This is a genomic window from Alcanivorax sp., from assembly GCF_040118815.1.
Taxonomy (GTDB): Bacteria; Pseudomonadota; Gammaproteobacteria; order Pseudomonadales; family Alcanivoracaceae; genus Alcanivorax.
On the sequence record NZ_JBEDTC010000011.1, the window covers coordinates 244,180 to 260,300 of the forward strand.

18 protein-coding genes are annotated in these 16,121 nt (G+C 58.0%); 2 read left to right on the plus strand and 16 right to left on the minus strand.

The annotated features are described in order from the left end of the window. Positions 1–18: 18 nt before the first annotated feature. On the minus strand, positions 19–666 hold the full coding sequence (locus ABNH18_RS08500; protein ID WP_349382406.1) for an alpha-ketoglutarate-dependent dioxygenase AlkB family protein: 648 nt from the start codon (positions 664–666) through the stop codon (positions 19–21). A gap of 55 nt (positions 667–721) precedes the next feature. On the opposite strand from ABNH18_RS08500, the gene corA reads away from it, so the two are divergent. Then, complete coding sequence (corA, locus tag ABNH18_RS08505; protein ID WP_349382407.1) at positions 722–1,672, plus strand: magnesium/cobalt transporter CorA; 951 nt, start codon at positions 722–724, stop codon at positions 1,670–1,672. Between the two features lie 21 nt (positions 1,673–1,693). Here corA and ABNH18_RS08510 read toward each other — a convergent pair whose 3' ends face one another. Both ABNH18_RS08510 and ABNH18_RS08515 read right to left on the minus strand, forming a co-directional pair. Then, a complete protein-coding gene (locus ABNH18_RS08510; RefSeq protein ID WP_349382408.1) occupies positions 1,694–2,530 on the minus strand; it encodes an MBL fold metallo-hydrolase in 837 nt (278 codons plus the stop codon). 73 nt (positions 2,531–2,603) lie between these two features. Next, positions 2,604–3,086 carry a hypothetical protein gene (locus tag ABNH18_RS08515; protein WP_349382409.1) on the minus strand — a complete coding sequence of 161 codons (483 nt, stop codon included), beginning with the start codon at positions 3,084–3,086 and terminating at the stop codon, positions 2,604–2,606. A gap of 74 nt (positions 3,087–3,160) precedes the next feature. Here ABNH18_RS08515 and yaaA point away from each other — a divergent pair, with 74 nt between their 5' ends. Then, positions 3,161–3,940 (plus strand): peroxide stress protein YaaA, encoded by a 780-nt coding sequence (gene yaaA / locus ABNH18_RS08520; protein ID WP_349382410.1) that lies wholly within the window; start codon positions 3,161–3,163, stop codon positions 3,938–3,940. A 53-nt stretch (positions 3,941–3,993) separates the two neighbouring features. Here the strand turns inward: yaaA and ABNH18_RS08525 are convergent, their stop codons facing one another. The 13 genes from ABNH18_RS08525 to ccoN form a co-directional block, all read right to left on the minus strand. After that, positions 3,994–4,296, minus strand: a complete 303-nt coding sequence (locus ABNH18_RS08525) for a sll1863 family stress response protein (protein ID WP_349382411.1) — start codon at positions 4,294–4,296, stop codon at positions 3,994–3,996. 25 nt (positions 4,297–4,321) lie between these two features. Continuing rightward, a complete protein-coding gene (locus ABNH18_RS08530; protein WP_349382412.1) occupies positions 4,322–5,254 on the minus strand; it encodes a universal stress protein in 933 nt (310 codons plus the stop codon). After that, a complete protein-coding gene (gene fnr / locus ABNH18_RS08535; RefSeq protein ID WP_349382413.1) occupies positions 5,251–6,006 on the minus strand; it encodes a fumarate/nitrate reduction transcriptional regulator Fnr in 756 nt (251 codons plus the stop codon). The genes ABNH18_RS08530 and fnr overlap by 4 nt, the downstream gene beginning before the upstream one ends. Positions 6,007–6,041: 35 nt before the next feature. Further along, positions 6,042–7,415 (minus strand): oxygen-independent coproporphyrinogen III oxidase, encoded by a 1,374-nt coding sequence (gene hemN / locus ABNH18_RS08540; RefSeq protein WP_349382414.1) that lies wholly within the window; start codon positions 7,413–7,415, stop codon positions 6,042–6,044. A gap of 74 nt (positions 7,416–7,489) precedes the next feature. Continuing rightward, complete coding sequence (locus ABNH18_RS08545) at positions 7,490–8,290, minus strand: sulfite exporter TauE/SafE family protein (protein WP_349382415.1); 801 nt, start codon at positions 8,288–8,290, stop codon at positions 7,490–7,492. Continuing rightward, positions 8,280–8,531, minus strand: coding sequence for a cbb3-type cytochrome oxidase assembly protein CcoS (gene ccoS / locus ABNH18_RS08550; RefSeq protein WP_349382416.1), 252 nt, complete (start codon positions 8,529–8,531; stop codon positions 8,280–8,282). The genes ABNH18_RS08545 and ccoS overlap by 11 nt, the downstream gene beginning before the upstream one ends. Continuing rightward, a complete protein-coding gene (locus ABNH18_RS08555) occupies positions 8,510–10,888 on the minus strand; it encodes a heavy metal translocating P-type ATPase (RefSeq protein ID WP_349382417.1) in 2,379 nt (792 codons plus the stop codon). Before ABNH18_RS08555 ends, ccoS begins: the two co-directional genes overlap by 22 nt. Then, on the minus strand, positions 10,885–11,403 hold the full coding sequence (locus ABNH18_RS08560; protein ID WP_349382418.1) for a FixH family protein: 519 nt from the start codon (positions 11,401–11,403) through the stop codon (positions 10,885–10,887). Before ABNH18_RS08560 ends, ABNH18_RS08555 begins: the two co-directional genes overlap by 4 nt. Next, on the minus strand, positions 11,372–12,787 hold the full coding sequence (ccoG, locus tag ABNH18_RS08565; protein WP_349382419.1) for a cytochrome c oxidase accessory protein CcoG: 1,416 nt from the start codon (positions 12,785–12,787) through the stop codon (positions 11,372–11,374). Before ccoG ends, ABNH18_RS08560 begins: the two co-directional genes overlap by 32 nt. Before the next feature lie 102 nt (positions 12,788–12,889). Then, positions 12,890–13,807, minus strand: a complete 918-nt coding sequence (gene ccoP / locus ABNH18_RS08570; RefSeq protein ID WP_349382420.1) for a cytochrome-c oxidase, cbb3-type subunit III — start codon at positions 13,805–13,807, stop codon at positions 12,890–12,892. Next, positions 13,804–13,971: a cbb3-type cytochrome oxidase subunit 3 gene (locus tag ABNH18_RS08575; protein ID WP_349382421.1), complete on the minus strand. Its 168-nt coding sequence runs from the start codon at positions 13,969–13,971 to the stop codon at positions 13,804–13,806. Before ABNH18_RS08575 ends, ccoP begins: the two co-directional genes overlap by 4 nt. Next, complete coding sequence (gene ccoO / locus ABNH18_RS08580; protein ID WP_349382422.1) at positions 13,968–14,603, minus strand: cytochrome-c oxidase, cbb3-type subunit II; 636 nt, start codon at positions 14,601–14,603, stop codon at positions 13,968–13,970. The genes ABNH18_RS08575 and ccoO overlap by 4 nt, the downstream gene beginning before the upstream one ends. Before the next feature lie 10 nt (positions 14,604–14,613). Then, a complete protein-coding gene (gene ccoN / locus ABNH18_RS08585) occupies positions 14,614–16,044 on the minus strand; it encodes a cytochrome-c oxidase, cbb3-type subunit I (protein ID WP_349382423.1) in 1,431 nt (476 codons plus the stop codon). Between the last annotated feature and the right edge of the window lie 77 nt (positions 16,045–16,121).

Sequence of the window (16,121 nt, forward strand, 5' to 3'; positions counted from 1 at the left end):
GTGTAGCAGGGCGCGGGTTTAAATGCTCGAGCTCTGGCCAGGAACAATGTACCGAAAGGTCAGATTGATACGCGGATCCGGGCGGTTGCGACGGCGGGGCAGGGCATGCTCAAAGCCGGCCTGCACCCCCGGTGACATCAACAACAGATCGTCATGATGAAGCGCTACACTCAGGCACTGGCGCTGGCTGCCCGGGCCTTTCGCCCGAAAAGTCAGCTCCCGGCAGGCGCCGAGATTGTACGAGGCGACCCAGGGGGCATCCCCCAACTCCGGTTCGTTATCGCTGTGGTAGCCCATGCGATCGTCGCCATTACGGTACAGGTTCGCCAGTACGCTGTTGAACGTTTTTTCTGTGACTTGTTCAATCTCGGCTTTGACCGGCAACAGCGCAGCAGGCCAGCCCGTCGCAATGTGTATATGTCCGGAATAGCGATAGCGCAGCCCGGCATCACCGTGCCAGGCGGTTAACCGCGGGACTGGGTGCTGCCGCCCATACACGGTAATCTTGGGTTGTTGCCAATCGAGAGTCTGGCTTAACGTAGCCAGCAGGCGGTCTGCTTGGGATCGCCCCATCAAACCCGCCCAGCGGTGCAGCTGCGCATCGCTGCTCAGACCGATAAGGGACGCAGTTTGCCGAGCCTGGGGCCCGGTTGTCGGTAAACACATAACGGCTCTACAAAGATTGCCGGCAGCTGCCGGCGAGGATGATCAGGGAAACATCATGCTGCATATCTTTCGAATCGAAAATGGTGTTCTTCGTGAAAAGGATGTCGACACCATCATGCCATCGCTGGCTGAAGACGGCAGCTGGATTGATCTGGTTGATGCCGAGGAAGAGGAGAGGAATCTGGTCCAGCAGTTTCTTCAGGCGGAGCTGCCCGATTCCGACGACATGGAAGAAATCGAAGCCTCTGCCCGTTTCTTCAGTGATGAGCAGGGGCTGCATGTTCACTCCCTGTTCCTGTTCCAGTCAGAAGGTCGGGCCCGAACTTCCACGGTGGCCTTTGTGGTACAGGAAGGGCGGCTGCTCTCGTTCCGTGATTCGCGCTTGCCGGATTTCCGCTTGCTGCGCCTGCGAGTGCGGCGCGGCTGGGTCAAGGTATCGCAACCCCTGGATATCCTGCTGAGTATTCTCGACCAGAAAGTGGAAAACCTGGCGGATGCTTTGGAAGACGTGCACCGGGACCTGGAAAAAGTTGGCTATAGCGTGCTGGAAGAGGAAAACGGGGAACTGGAAGAGGACATTGAACGCCTGGCACAGCTGGAAGACACCAACGGGAAAATCCGCCTGTGCCTAATGGATACCCAGCGATCCATCTCGTTTATTCAGCGCTATGTGCGATCGGACAAGGTGCGCCGGCGTACCTGTGCGGAAATCCAGCACGACCTGGATACCCTGTTGTCACACACCACCTTCCTGTTCGACAAGATCAACTTCCTGATGGATGCGGCCCAGGGCTTCATCAATATCCAGCAAAACCAGATCATAAAGATCTTTTCCATCGCGGCAGTGGTGTTCCTGCCACCCACCATGATTGCCAGCATTTACGGGATGAACTTCGAAATCATGCCGGAGCTGGATTTTCGTTTTGGCTACCCCATGGCCATTGGCCTGATGGTGCTGTCCGGCATGGCGCCGTACTGGTACTTCAAGCGCAAGGGGTGGCTGTAGGCGCGCCGTCAGGCGAGGCGCCTATGGCAGCAGCGACCAGCCTTCGGCTGATTCTGTTGCCTTGCCGTCTTCAGCCAGTTTGATCAGGTGGGCGTGGAGGGAAAACTGCGCGACGCCATGCAAAAATACCGGGACGTCGTCGTACACCTCTTTGACCAGCTCAGATAGAGGAGAGGCGGCGGCTGCGAGCTTGTCGATGACCTTGTCTTCGCGTTTCTGGCGATGCGCCAAGGTCTGTTCCAGCGACTCATCCGGGCTGGCAATGACGTCGCCATGGCCTGGCGCCATCAAGCTGATGCCGCGACCGATGAGTTTTCTCAGCGAAGCAAAATACGCCTGCATGGAACCGGAAGGCGGTGCGATCACTACCGTGGAGCCCTGAATCAGGTGGTCGCCAGTGAATAGCAGACCTTGCTCGCTCAGGTAGCAAAGGTGGTTGCCCACATGCCCGGGGGTCTCAATGGCTGTCAGGGTGACGCCGCCACAGTCCACCGTGTCGCCTTCGGCTAACAGGCGGTCCGCATTCCAGCTTTCATCCTGAAGGCCATCATCGGGCACGGAAGGGCCCAGGCAGCGGGCACCGGTAGCAGCCACCAGTGCCAGGGCGCCCGGGGAGTGGTCGCGGTGAGTGTGGGTCACGACGACCTGAGTAATCGGCTTGTCCAGAGCACGTGCGGCCTGCAATAACGCCTGCAGGTGCTCCTGGTCCTCCGGACCGGGGTCAATAACGGTAAGGCTGTCCCTGCCAAACAAATAACTGTTGGTGCCTGGCCCGGTCATCATGCCCGGGTTGCGCGCCAGTACCCGCCAGGCGTAGTCGCCGATGGGGGTGAGCTGGCCGGGAATCAGTGATGCCATAATGACTCCTGGGAGTTTGGAAGCCGCATTGTGACGACTCATGCCAAATCATGCCAGCCCGGTTTTGTGGTGCTTATTCCTGTTCCGGGTAGGCCAGCTTTTTCACCACTCGCAGTTGCCAACGATCTACCGGAGTCTTTTCCTCCGGGTGACGACTGACGACGGCAAATTGATATTCACTGCCGCTGGGCAGATACATCTGCAGGGTAATGGGCTGCTGATAAATCACCTGGCATTCATTGGCTGACGGACAATGCAGCGCTTGCGCCTGCAGGGATAGCGCCGCCACATCCTGTTTGCCCTCGTTACGCACGGTCCCGCTGAGACGCACGCCGGATTCCGAGCCGCGAATTTCCGAGAGGGACAGTTCCACGCCTTCCGGTGGCAAATACACCTGGTCATTCTTGCCGCTTTGCCAGACGCCTACGGCCAATACGATCAGGCCGGCCAGCACCAGGCTGGCGATCAGCAAAAACGGGCGCCGGCCCCATTGCCAGCTCCCCCATAGCAGGGCTGAGACCGCGATAACCACAGTTAATACAAGCAATAGGCGCATTTATCCTCCACAGATGCAGACCTGACCTTTCCTGATTCATATAATCCCGACAGGCATATGTAAAGGAGAAGGGCATGTTGATTGTTGTCTCGCCGGCAAAAACGCTGGATTACGAGAGTGAATTACCGTCATTGAAAGCCACGCAACCCCGCTTGCTTGATGATAGCGAGGTGCTAATTGAGCGTGCACGCCAGCTTTCGCCGGCGGATATCAGCAGCCTGATGAGCGTCAGCGACAAAATTGCCCACTTGAATGCTGAGCGTTTTTCCCTCTGGGCTCGTCCCTTTAACAAGAAAAATGCACGCCCAGCGGCGTTCGCCTTTAAGGGCGATGTGTACACCGGGCTAGCCATTGAGTCGTTCACTGACAACCAGCTCAGCGAGGCTCAGTCACGTTTTCGCATGCTGTCAGGTCTTTATGGGGTGTTGCGGCCGCTGGACCTTATGCAGCCTTACCGGCTGGAAATGGGAACGCGGCTCGACAATGTCCGTGGCAAGGACTTGTACACCTTTTGGGGTGATACTATTACCGACCTGTTGAACAAAGACATGAAAGCGGCCAAAACCGATACTCTGGTGAACCTGGCGTCCAACGAGTACTTCAAATCCGTCAAGAAGAAAGACGTTGCCGGCACCATTATCGAGCCTGTCTTTCAGGACGAAAAAAACGGCAAATACAAGGTTATCAGTTTTTACGCCAAGAAGGCGCGCGGCCTGATGGCGGCCTGGATTATCAAGAAAGGCCTGAAAGACCCGGGTAAACTAAAGCAGTTTGATGTGGCGGGCTATCGTTATTGTGAAGCGGAATCTACCGCGCTGAAACCGGTGTTCCGCAGGGCAGAGCAGGGCGCCTGACCCGACGTTAAGCGATGACGTGGCAACGTGGCCGCGTCATCGCTTTCGTTCCTTTAGTGTTTCTTGTTGTCCTCGAATTCACTCTTGGCGGCGAGGAAGCCGGTTTTCAGGCCATCCCAGGCAATTTCAAGGCCGGCCTTGATGTCATCCCAGGCGTCATCACTATGGGATTCCAGGCGCTCCAGTTTTTCCTCAAATTCGCTACGGCGGCCTTTAATGTCGTTCAGCTTTTCCCGCGCCTCACCGCGCCACTCATCACGCAAATCGTTCAGCCGGGCTGACAGGCGATCCAGCTGGTAGTCCCAGTCTTCAAGCTGCTGGCGGGCGCGGGCGGTAAAGTCCTTCTTGTCTGACATGATTCATCCTCATCACAAGTTAACGTCATTGCTCATCATCATCGGTGTTCCAGGGGGACTGGAAGCCTTCAGGTTTGATCACCAGCACGTCCGCGTTGGCTCGGGTAATCACCGATTCCGCTGTGGAGCCGAGCAATAACCGCTCGGGAAGATTGCGATGGACGGTCCCCAGCACCAGCAGGTCCACGTCTTCCTTGTCGCAATAATCGGACAGGCTATGGGCAATGGGGCCATTCAGTGTCACTAGCTGCCCCTTGTCGAGGCCTTGGGCGGCACCAAATTGAAAGAAATTATCCCGGTGGAAGGCACGCACTTTTTCCATGCTGCCGGTGTAATCCGGAATGGCTTCGCCGGCCACCATAATCAGGCCTTCATCCATTTCATCGAGTACGTGGCAAGCGGTGAGGTTGGCGCCAAGCAGGGCAGCCTGCTGGCGTGCGCCTTCCAATATGCGCACAGAGAGCCTGTCATCACACGCTTCACCGGTGCCCGGGTCCAGCGCCGCGAGAATGCGCGGCGCGGCATTCCATTCGCGACTATGGACACAGAGCACCGGGCAAGGAGCCTTGCGAATTAATTGCCAGTCCCGTGGCGTGAAGAGATGACGACGCAGGGCGCTGTCGTCACTGGTATGCACCACGACCAGAGATGGACTCAGCGCCAATATAGTTTTGCGCAATCCATCCATGCTGTCTTTTTCCCAAAGGACACGTACTTCTCCCGTGTCCTCACCCAGCAGTTCAGTAATGCGCTTGTGCCAGGCGCTGCTGATTTGCTGCCTGGCGCCCTGCTGGCGTTCCGTATCCAGACCCACTGCACGCACCATGGCGGAAGAGTAGGCGTTGACGATGATATGCAGTGGCGCACTGGACGCGGCCGCGATGCGTTGCGCCTTGTTCAGGGCGGGCTGGTTGGCTTTCAGGCTACGGTCAAGAATGGCGACGACAGGGGCTGTCACAGTGTGATCTCCAAAGCGGGATCGTGGTTCTGTCCGCAAAGGCGGGCACGATCCAGAATTTCAATTTCACGGCCGGTAACACGCAGCCATTGCTGTTGCTGGAAGCGCGTAAAAATACGGCTGACGGTTTCCACGGCCATGCCCAGGTAATTAGCAATATCATAGCGGGACATGGGCAAGCGAAAAATATTGTCGCTCAGGCCACGGCGCTGATGTCGCGCAGAGAGAGAGAGCAGCAGGGACGCCACACGATCCTCTGCACTTTTCTTGCCAAGCAGCATGTGCAGCTCCCGGTCCGCCCGGATCTCATTGCTCATCAACCGGAAAAAGTGATGTTGCAGAGAGGGGATCTGCTGGGAAAGCGTTTCCAGTTGTGAGAAAGGAATTTCGCACACCGTGGCCGTTTCCAGTGCTCTAGCATTGGAAACATGACGGGCTGTGCTGATGCCGTCCATACCGAGCACTTCACCGGGCAGGTAGAAACCGGTGACTTGCTCTTCGCCATCATCGCTAACTACATAGGTTTTCAGGGCGCCGGAGCGGACTGCGTAGACGGAATCGAACCCGTCCGCAGCACGAAACAGGTGATCGCCGCGCTTCAGGGGCCGGCCACGATGGATGATACGGTCCAGCTGATCCAGTTGTGCGGGTGCCACTGCCAGGGGCAGACAAATGGGGCTGAGACTGCAGTCATTGCAGGAAACATGATGGGACACGGTCTGACTCCGGTTGATCGCTGCGTAAAGCGGCACTCTTAGAGTATAGAGTGAAAATAGTAGAATAAAGGTCAAATAATCCGGCTAAACCGGGCTTGTTGTTGCCGCGAGGTATAGCGATCAAAGGGCATCACCAGGGCGCGGCTGACCAGACGTCCGCTTTCGGTGATCTGTAGCCGATTGTTATTCACGGCTACCAGCCCTTGCGCTTCAAATGCCACCCATTCAGACAGGGCGTCGACAAAATACTCCGAAAAATTAATGCCCCAGGTGTCGCTGAATACGGACATGTCCACGGACAGATCACAGAGCAGCTGAATGATCAGCGCTCGTCGGATTTGATCATCGCGATTAAGCATGAAGCCTTTTTCAATCGGCAGTCGTCGCTGTACCAGGTCGCCTGCCCAGTCGCTCAATGCTTTGTGGTTTTGGGCGTACAGGCTACCAAGCTGACTAATGGCACTCACCCCCAGCCCTAAAAGGTCCGCGTCGCCATGGAGGGTGTAACCCTGGAAGTTGCGATGCAACAGGCCGTTATTTTGTGCTACGGACAGGCTGTCATTTTCCAACGCAAAATGGTCCATACCGATATACCGATAGCCATGCTCCTGAAGCATTTTCCCTGCCCGTGTCAGCATGCGCAGTTTTTCTTCCGGGCCAGGCAGAGCGCGCTCCTGGATTTGACGCTGAATCTTGAACCGTGATGGCAGGTGGGCATAGTTATACAGGGAGATGCGATCGGGCCGGAGCGCTAACAGCTGCTCCAGGGTTCGAGCCAGGCTTGATTCCGATTGCCATGGCAGCCCGTAAATCAGGTCCGTATTGATAGAACGGAAGCCAAAATCGCGGCTCCAGGCCATGGTGTCTCGAATTAGCTCATAGGGCTGGATGCGATTCACCGCTTTCTGCACGCGCGGATCCAGGTCCTGCACGCCCAGGCTGACCCGGTTAAATCCGAGCCCTCTCAGCAATCCCAGCCGGGACTGGTCCACCGTGCGTGGATCAATCTCGATGGCATAGTCACTGCGATCGTCATCACGGAGATTGAAGTGGCGGGCCAGGTCGTAGACCAGCTCGGTGAGCTGCCCGTCATCCAGGAACGTGGGGGTGCCGCCGCCCCAGTGCATTTGCGTCACCGGCCGACGCTTGTCGACTCGCGTCGCCTTGCGCTTTATTTCCTGTTTCAGCAGCTGTAGATACTCCGCACCCCGTGCCTTGTTGGCAGTGACAATGCGATTGCAGGCGCAGTAGTAACAGACGCTGTCGCAGAAAGGGATATGCATGTACAGCGACAACGGGCGGCGCATCACATTGCCTTCATCCAGCGCCAGCCAAAAGTCATCTTCACTGACGCCAGCATGGAAACTGGTGGCAGGCGGGTAGGAGGTGTAACGCGGGCCGGGGCCGCCGTACTGACGAATGAGTGATGTGTTCCAGCTAACCATGGAGGCCTCCTATGGCCGCATGCGCAATGTGATGCTGATTATCCTCCTGGTGGTGCTGCGCTATTTGATCCAGATCAAGGGTGGGCGTGATGCCGATGCGCATTGGGCGTTTGTGCGTCATGTCCGGGCGGGGATGTGGATACCGGCGGCGCCGAGGAATGCATGGCGTGTGCACCATGACCTTGCTGCGTCATGACCCAGGCTTGCCAGAAGAACAGTAGTGCCAGACACAGGGTGAGCACGCTAGCCAAGGCAGGCCAGGCGCCACGGCGAAACCGTTGCAGCTGGGAGGCCAGCACCCCGGTGGTCGCGACAGGTGCAACGGTGATAATGCCAAAACAGAGCATAACCAATGTGCCTGCCAATGCGGAGCCAGCGGTGGCCGCCAACGCCAGGCTCGTATAGATCAACCCGCAGGGCAAGAATCCCCATAGCGCTCCAAGCGCAAGGGCTTTTGCCGGATGATCAATCGGCATCAGCTTGCGAGTCACCGGTTGCAGTCCTCGCCACAACCGTTGGCCAATTTTTTCCACTCGCTGTAACAGTCCGCCACGGCCCAGCAAATACGCGCTGAGTAACAGCATCAGAATGCCAGACAGTGTCAGCCCAGCCGCCATGGAAGGGCCGGGGAGCTGCGCCAGAAATAATCCGCCGAGCGCGCCGGCCAGGGCGCCTAGTGCGCAATAGGTGCCAACTCGGCCTAGTCCGAACAGCAATTGCCATCCCCACAGCGCCATTCCTTGGCGGCGTGCTTCCGGTATCGAGAAGGTCAATGCGCTGCTGATACCGCCGCACATGCCAATGCAGTGAACAGAGCCTGCACTGGCGATCAGGGCGGCGCTGGCAAGCAAGGGAAAAAGCGCTTCACTGGTCATCGCGGGGGCTCTCTTGCCGGGCCTGGTGATTCGCTGTGTGGTGTTCCCGGCGGGCTTTATCCTGTTCCTTGCTGGTTTTTGTGCGGCCATGTTTGCGCTGCTCACGATCTTCAAACACCACATGCCATGCCGCGTTATCCAGATCATCGAATTGATCCTTGCGCAGTGCCCAGAACAGGGCAGCAATGGCGCCAGCCAGGAACAGCAAGGCTAGCGGTATCAGCAGGAAGACAATTTCCATCGAGTCACCCTAGTGGCGTTGAATGTGACCAGAAGCGAGCTGGCAGACATGCCCAGCGCTGCGCCCCAGGGCGGCAGCAAGCCACTGACCGCAAACGGTACGGCAACAATATTGTAAAGCAATGCCCACGCCAGATTCTGGCGGATGGTGCGTTGGCAAAGCCGGGAAAGCTGCGGCAGAGCGGGAACAGCGTGAAGTGTGTCGTGCAACAGAAAAAGTCCGGCGGCTCGCTGGGCCAGGCTGGTGGCATTCCCTGTGGCGACGGAGACCGATGCTGCCACCATGGCTTGAGCATCGTTGATGCCGTCGCCAACCATCATTTGCGGTGAGGTGCTTTCCAGTTGTGCCAGCCAGGCGGCTTTTTCGGCAGGCCGCTGCTGGGCGCGGCGCTCAAGGATTCCCAGCTGATCAGCGACGGCGTCCACGGCCTGGGCGTTGTCGCCACTGGCAACCCGAGAGGTGATGCCAAGATCGGCCAAGGACCTCACCACAGCGTTGGCTTCTGTTCGAATCGGGTCCTGCAGCCATACGTAAAGCCGTACTTCATTATCACAAAGCAGCTGCAGACAGGTTGTGCCGGGGCGTGCCAAGTCCGGTGCACCGGTTATGCGCCAGGTACTATTCAGCAATTTTCCGGTGACACCCGTATGGTCCGCCTGAAGTGCTGTCATGCCTGGATGGCGCGAATATTGCTGGAAGGGCCTGGCCAGCGGGTGAGGGTTGTTCCACTCAAGTGCGGCTGCAATCGCCAGCAGATCTTCCTCCGCAGCGGGGAGAGTTGTGTGGTTAGCGACGGTCCGGGTGTCGACAATACGGAACTGACCGGCGGTGAGGGTGCCGGTTTTATCAAAGAGCACCCCTTTCACAGCGGTAATGCGTAGAAGTTGGCGTGGCGAGGCCACCAGAATACCTTCGCGCAATGCGGTGCCCAGCGTTGATGACAGGGTGAGAGGCACTGCGAGCGCAAGCGCGCAAGGGCAAGTTACCACCAGCACCGCCAGGGTGTGCTCAAAGGCTAGTGCTGCACCCGCGGACCAGTGCCAGGCAAACGTCATACCCGCCAGCAAGAGAATGCCACCGGTAAATAGCGGTGCGATACGCTGCCAGTCTCTAACAACTTCAACACGTTCGTGCTGGGCATGCTCTACTTGTTCTGCGATTTTCGCCACCAGGCTGGAGGATGCGGATCCGGAAGCTTCCAGCACGATATTGCCTTCCACCAGGCGGCTGCCGGCATGTACGGGATCATTAATGCCACGGTTTATCGGCAAGGGTTCGCCGTTAAGCGCAGACTCATCAAACGCGCCACGGCCTTCGATGAGCGTGCCGTCCACCGGGATAATGTCGCCCTGTATCAGTTGCAAGCGATCCCCCTTGGCGACTTGTCGGGCACTAATCCATTGCGGTAGCTGATGCTCATCAAGGCGACGCACGGCCTGGGGCAGGGTATCACTGAGCCGTCGATAGGCGTGCTGGATCGTCATGCGCTGGCGCTGCTCCAGCCAGCGGCTGGCCAGCAAGAAGAACACGAACATGGCAGCGGAATCGAAATACACATGCTTGCCCCCAGTGGCCATCATCACCAGGCTGCCGGCCCAGGCCAGTAGCAGCGCCAGCGCGATGGGCGCATCCATGGTCAGGCGAGCCTGCTTGAGGCCGCGCCAGGCACCCTGGAAAAACGGCCAGCCGGAATAGAACACCACCGGTGTGGCGACGGCGAAACTGGCGAGCCGGAACACCCACTCGTAGGGTGCATCCTTGCCGTCGAATACGCCGATATACAGGGCGGTGGAATACATCATCGCCTGCATGGCACCCAGACCGGCCAGTGCCAGTCGGCCGAGCAATCGCTTGTGTACGCGTTGCTCATCAGCTTGGGCTCGCGGGTCGCCGGGCAAGGTTACTGTGTAACCCAATGCCTGAATGCGTTGCGCTGTCTGGCTGGCGTCGGCTTGCCCGCTATAGTCGACGCTCAGTGTCATGCTGGCCAGGTTGACGCTGCTGCGTAGCACCCCGGGTTGCTGGCTAATGGTTTTTTCGATTAACCAGCTGCAAGCGGCACAGGTAAGTCCGCCAAGCTGCAGCTTCAGTCGCTGACCATCGGGGAGGTTACTGAGGTGAGGGGCGATCAGTTCTGGCACCGCAAAAAGGGCACAATCCAGGGCCTGGCGCTGATCGTCCGGCTGTGGCGCGACATCCTGGCGCATCAGGTAGTAGTCATCCAGGCCCAGTCCATAAATGGTTTCTATGGCGGCGGCGCACCCCGGGCAACAGGCGTCACGGGGGCCGTCTGGCGTTTGCGCGGGAAAGGCGCCCGCGGGTGCCGGGTTACTGCAATGCCAGCAGGCAACGGTCATGGTGTGGCCGCTTTCCCTAGTGTCAGGTTGTCGCCTTGGGTCATGACGGTCTGATACAGGCGCCAGTGATCACCTGTGGCTGTCACCGTGGCGGCGCGTCGGCCGTCGTCGGGCAGAGTGCCGTCACTGCGATACAGGGCGCCTTCCATGTGCTCCAGGGTGAGGGTGATGTCACGCTCCGGGAGAGTAGGGTGGCGCAGCGCCACGTTCAGGGTGTCAGGCATGGGGATGCCCGTATCGCTGCCAAGGCGCGCTTGAATGCCAGCACCTACCTGGGCCAGCTCAAGACGAATACCCAGACGAGCAGCAAGGCGTTCCTGCTCCACTGAGCGATTGATGGCGCGACCTTCCTTGTACCACTCGTCCACGACTGGCGTGTCCGCATTAACGATGGCGATATACAGTAGGGTCAGGCCACCGACTACCGACGTGGCAGGCAGCAGGATGGCGAGCCACAAAAAGGGGTAGCGATACCAGGGAAGCTCATCGCCCTGGGGCAATGAATCGGGATTCATGGCGTTTCTCCAAGTCAGGGTCGTCTAGTGCGGTTACCGTAAACCAGATCGGAGCGGACTCCATTTCTACTTCATAGGGGTCGTAGCTCACGGTTACCGGCAAGGACAGTTTCTTGCCGCCCTCCAGGGTAAATTCAGTGCGGTTATCCATGCGCAAGCCATCTGGGCCCTTTAGCGTAAGCGTGTAGCGGTGGCTGCTCTGGCCCTTGTTCTGAATTTCCAGTCGATAGATGTTTTCCACTTCACCACTGCTGGCGGTGCGGTACAGCTGGTTTCGGTCGCGAATCACATCGACCTGTAGTGGCACCCGGCTGTACAGGGTGCCCATGAACAGGCCGCCCATAATGATGAGGATGACCCCATAGCCGATTAATCGGGGGCGCAGGATGCGAGACTTCAAACCATCCAGGGCGTTTTCGGTGGTGTAGCGAATCAGCCCCGGTGGTTTGCCGATATGGTCCATGACATCGTCACAGGCATCCACGCAGGCGGCACAGGTAATGCACTCATACTGCAGCCCTTCACGAATATCGATACCGGTTGGGCAGACCTGAACGCACATGCCACAGTCAATGCAGTCGCCTTTTTCCACCTCTGCATCCTGACCCTGTTGGCGCTTCTTGGCGCCGCGGCCACGGGGCTCGCCGCGCTTTTCATCGTAGGACACGATCAAGGTGTCACGGTCGAACATGACGCTCTGGAAACGGGCGTAGGGGCACATGTACAGGCAAACCTGTTCGCGCATAAACCCGGCGTTGCCATAGGTCGCCACCGTGAAAAAGCCGACCCAGAACAGCTCCCAGCCACCCCAGCCGAAGCTAAGCAAGCGGGTGGTCAAATCGGTAATGGGCGAGAAGTAACCCACAAAGGTGATGCCGGTGAGTAGCGCAAGAACCAGCCAGAGCACATGCTTGCTGCCACGGCGCATAATTTTGGTGGCCGACCAGGGCGCGTTGTCCATTTTGATGCGACTGTGGCGATCACCTTCACACCAGAACTCGATCCATTGAAAGAAGCGGGTCCAGGTAGTCTGTGGGCAGACGTAGCCACAGTAGACACGACCGGCAAGTACGGTGACAAAAAACAAGGCAAATGCCGCCAGAATCAGAATCCACGACAGCAACAGGAAATCCTGGGGCCAGAAGCTAGCGCCAAAAATACGAAACTGACGGCCCGGCAAATCAAACAATACCGCTTGCTGACCGCCCCATCGCACCCAGGGCAGAATCATGTACAGGCCCATGGTTGCGAGGATTGTGACGTCGCGAATAAATTGAAAGCGTCCGGAAACGGACTTAACCTGAATGCGATCGCGCTTGCTGTACAGGCTCACGCTGCCGCCCTCGGTGGCGTCCGTGACCTTGATGCGCTTGGGGTCCGACATGACTACTCTCCGCTAACACCATTTCGCCACCGGTAGCCCCTCCATTTGCTCTGCATGAAGGGCGGTGACGTCTTGCCTGCAAGCCCATGGCCGACCCGCAAATTACTTCGCGGTGTCGGCGCCCTGAGACAAGCTGTACACGTAGGCTGCGATCACATGAATGCGCTCTTTGCTGAGCAGGTTTTCATGGGCTGGCATGTCGCCCGCGCGACCATGGCGAATGGTGTATTCGATGTCTTCCACTCGTGGACCGTACAACCAGGTGGTATCGGTGAGATTGGGCGCCCCCATCATGATGTTCCCCTTGGCGTCCTGCCCATGACAGGCTGCGCACATGGCGAACTTGGGTTTGGCCCGTTCAATAGCGGCGGCTTTCTGGCTGTCCTTGACCAAGTCCGGTCGGCTCAGGCTTTGCACATACAGTGCCATGTCTCGCACAGCTTCATCGGTGTTGCCGATGGCCGCCGCCATGGGTGGCATGGCCGCCTTGCGCCCCTTGGTGATGGAGGTGACGATCTGGTCCGGCTTTCCGCCGTACAGCCAGTCGTCATCGGTCAGGTTGGGGTAGCCTTTGGCGCCACGGGCATCCGAGCCATGACAAATCGCGCAGTTGTTCGCGAACAGACGACCACCTACCGCCAGGGCTTCCGGGTATTGCACTAGTTCCTCGATGGCTACCTGCCCATACTGCTCGAACAGTGGGCCTGTGCTTTTTTCCATCACGGCCACTTCTTTCTGGTACTGGTTGTCACTGGTCCAGCCCAGCACTCCGTCGAATTTACCGAACCCGGGGTACAGCACCAGATACACGGCGGAGAAGATCAGCGTGCCGATGAACAGGAACAGCCACCAGCGGGGCAGGGGCGCGTTGCGTTCCTGGATTCCGTCGAAGCTGTGGCCAGTGGTTTCCTTGGCGGCTTCCTCCGCAGAAATCTGGTTATTCCACAACAGCAGGCCGCCGCAACCCAGCAGGTTAATAACGACAATGACGATAATGAACCAACTCCAGAAGTCACTCATTGCTCGTCCCCCTTATCAAGGTTCCCGGCTGTCCGCTCATCCGCATCCAGCGCGATATAGCCAAGCTTTTCGTAATCCTTTTTGCGGCTGGGGCGATACACCCATGCCGTCATGGCAACAAAGGCCAGGAAGAACACCAGGGTAAACAGGGCGTGATAGCTCATTGCACAGCCTCCTTGCGTTCCTGACCCAGTGAAAACAGGTAGGCCACCAGTGCGTCTTCTTCTGTGGCGTTGGCCCATTCGCCATTGACCTTGCTCATCTGTTCGGTGATGTCGGCATCCGTATATGGCACGCCAAAGGTGTTCTTAAACAGCAGCAATTTGCGCTCAATCAAGCTCCAGTCCACCGGGGTTTCTTTCAGCCAGGGATAGCCCGGCATATTGGATTCCGGGACGACCTGACGCGGGTCGCGCAGGTGCTCGCGGTGCCATTGTTCGGTGATCGGGCGTAGCCCGACGCGGGCCAAGTCAGGACCGGTACGCTTGGACCCCCACAGGAAGGGGCGCTCCCAAACATCCTCTCCGGCAACGGAATACGCACCGAAGCGTTCCGTTTCGGCGCGCAACGGCCGCACCATCTGGGTGTGGCACACATGGCAACCCTCGCGGATATAAATATCCCTGCCTTCCATTTCCAAAGCAGTGTAAGGCTCCAGTGTCTCCAGCGGCTCGGTGGTCGCTTTCTGCCAGAACAGCGGCACGATTTCCGCGAGCCCACCGAAACTGACGGCGATCAGTGTCAGCACAATCATGAGGCCGACATTCTTTTCTACTACTTCATGAGCGTTAGACATGTCGTTCTCCTCAGTCAGCCTGCTGCACGTTGTCTTCACCGTGGCAGTCACGCTCGGCACGGATTGTTTTATAGACATTGACGGCCATCAGGATCATGCCGCTCAGGAAAATGATCCCGCCCAGCAGACGAATGATGTAGAACGGGTGCCGCTCGACCAGCTCCTGCACGAAGTTGTAGGTGAGGGTGCCGTCGGTGTTTACCGCACGCCACATGAGCCCTTGCATGATGCCGGACACCCACATGGAAGCGATGTAGAGAACCGTACCGATGGTGCTGAGCCAGAAGTGGGTGTTAATCCAGGAGATGGAATACATCTGCTTGCGCTCGAACAGGCGCGGTACCATCACATAGGTGGCCCCGATAGTGATCATGGCCACCCAGCCCAGGGCACCAGCGTGTACGTGGCCGATGGTCCAGTCGGTGTTGTGGCTGAGCGCATTCACCGTCTTGATGGCCATCATCGGGCCTTCAAAGGTGCTCATGCCGTAGAAGGATAGCGCCACAATCATAAAGCGGATGATCGGGTCCGTGCGCAGCTTATGCCAGGCCCCGGAAAGGGTCATCATGCCGTTGATCATGCCACCCCAGCTGGGGGCCAGCAGCACGATGGAGAACACCATACCCAGTGACTGAGCCCAGTCAGGCAGCGAAGTGTAGTGCAGGTGGTGTGGCCCGGCCCACATATACACCGCGATCAGTGCCCAGAAATGCACAATGGAAAGGCGGTAGGAATACACCGGCCGCTGGGCCTGAACCGGGATGTAGTAGTACATCATGCCGAGGAAGCCGGCCGTCAGGAAAAAGCCCACCGCGTTATGGCCGTACCACCACTGCACCATGGCATCGATGGCGCCGCTATAGGCGGAGTAGGACTTCATCAGGGAAACCGGTACCGCCAGGTTGTTCACCACATGCAGCAATGCGATGGCGATGATAAAGGCACCGTAGAACCAGTTGGCCACATAGATATGGGAGGTACGCCGTTTAGCGATAGTAGTAAAAAATACTACGGCGTAAGCCAGCCAAACCAAGGTAATGAGGATATCGATGGGCCACTCGAGTTCGGCATACTCTTTCGTCGAGGTGAAGCCCATGGGGAGCGTAATGGCGGCGGCCACAATTACCACCTGCCAACCCCAGAAACTGAATGCCGCCAGTTTGGGAAACGCCAGGACCGCACTACAGGTGCGCTGAACCACATAGTAGGAAGTGCCCATGAGGGCAGAGCCACCGAAAGCAAAAATGACGGCATTGGTATGCAGTGGCCGCAAACGGCCAAAGCTCAACCAGGGGATATTGAAGTTCAGGGCGGGCCAGGCTAGCTGGGCAGCAATGAAGACACCCACCGCCATGCCAACAATCCCCCAAACCACAGACATCACTGTGAATTGCCGAATAACTTTGTAGTTATAGTCCGGCGAAGCGACAGCATTTTCCATGTGCGTTTCCTTCCGATTTTTGTGCGAGCTGACTGTAACAGGCACAAACGCGGTCCTTTTTGATGCAGATCAACTCG

Excerpts from the sequence above, each read along its gene's own strand:
- ABNH18_RS08500 (WP_349382406.1), bottom strand. The coding sequence starts at position 666 with ATGTGTTTACCGACAACCGGGCCCCAGGCTCGGCAAACTGCGTCCCTT.
- corA (WP_349382407.1), top strand. The coding sequence starts at position 722 with ATGCTGCATATCTTTCGAATCGAAAATGGTGTTCTTCGTGAAAAGGAT.
- ABNH18_RS08510 (WP_349382408.1), bottom strand. The coding sequence starts at position 2,530 with ATGGCATCACTGATTCCCGGCCAGCTCACCCCCATCGGCGACTACGCC.
- ABNH18_RS08515 (WP_349382409.1), bottom strand. The coding sequence starts at position 3,086 with ATGCGCCTATTGCTTGTATTAACTGTGGTTATCGCGGTCTCAGCCCTG.
- yaaA (WP_349382410.1), top strand. The coding sequence starts at position 3,161 with ATGTTGATTGTTGTCTCGCCGGCAAAAACGCTGGATTACGAGAGTGAA.
- ABNH18_RS08525 (WP_349382411.1), bottom strand. The coding sequence starts at position 4,296 with ATGTCAGACAAGAAGGACTTTACCGCCCGCGCCCGCCAGCAGCTTGAA.
- hemN (WP_349382414.1), bottom strand. The coding sequence starts at position 7,415 with ATGGTTAGCTGGAACACATCACTCATTCGTCAGTACGGCGGCCCCGGC.
- ABNH18_RS08545 (WP_349382415.1), bottom strand. The coding sequence starts at position 8,290 with ATGACCAGTGAAGCGCTTTTTCCCTTGCTTGCCAGCGCCGCCCTGATC.
- ccoS (WP_349382416.1), bottom strand. The coding sequence starts at position 8,531 with ATGGAAATTGTCTTCCTGCTGATACCGCTAGCCTTGCTGTTCCTGGCT.
- ABNH18_RS08555 (WP_349382417.1), bottom strand. The coding sequence starts at position 10,888 with ATGACCGTTGCCTGCTGGCATTGCAGTAACCCGGCACCCGCGGGCGCC.
- ABNH18_RS08560 (WP_349382418.1), bottom strand. The coding sequence starts at position 11,403 with ATGAATCCCGATTCATTGCCCCAGGGCGATGAGCTTCCCTGGTATCGC.
- ccoG (WP_349382419.1), bottom strand. The coding sequence starts at position 12,787 with ATGTCGGACCCCAAGCGCATCAAGGTCACGGACGCCACCGAGGGCGGC.
- ccoP (WP_349382420.1), bottom strand. The coding sequence starts at position 13,807 with ATGAGTGACTTCTGGAGTTGGTTCATTATCGTCATTGTCGTTATTAAC.
- ABNH18_RS08575 (WP_349382421.1), bottom strand. The coding sequence starts at position 13,971 with ATGAGCTATCACGCCCTGTTTACCCTGGTGTTCTTCCTGGCCTTTGTT.
- ccoO (WP_349382422.1), bottom strand. The coding sequence starts at position 14,603 with ATGTCTAACGCTCATGAAGTAGTAGAAAAGAATGTCGGCCTCATGATT.
- ccoN (WP_349382423.1), bottom strand. The coding sequence starts at position 16,044 with ATGGAAAATGCTGTCGCTTCGCCGGACTATAACTACAAAGTTATTCGG.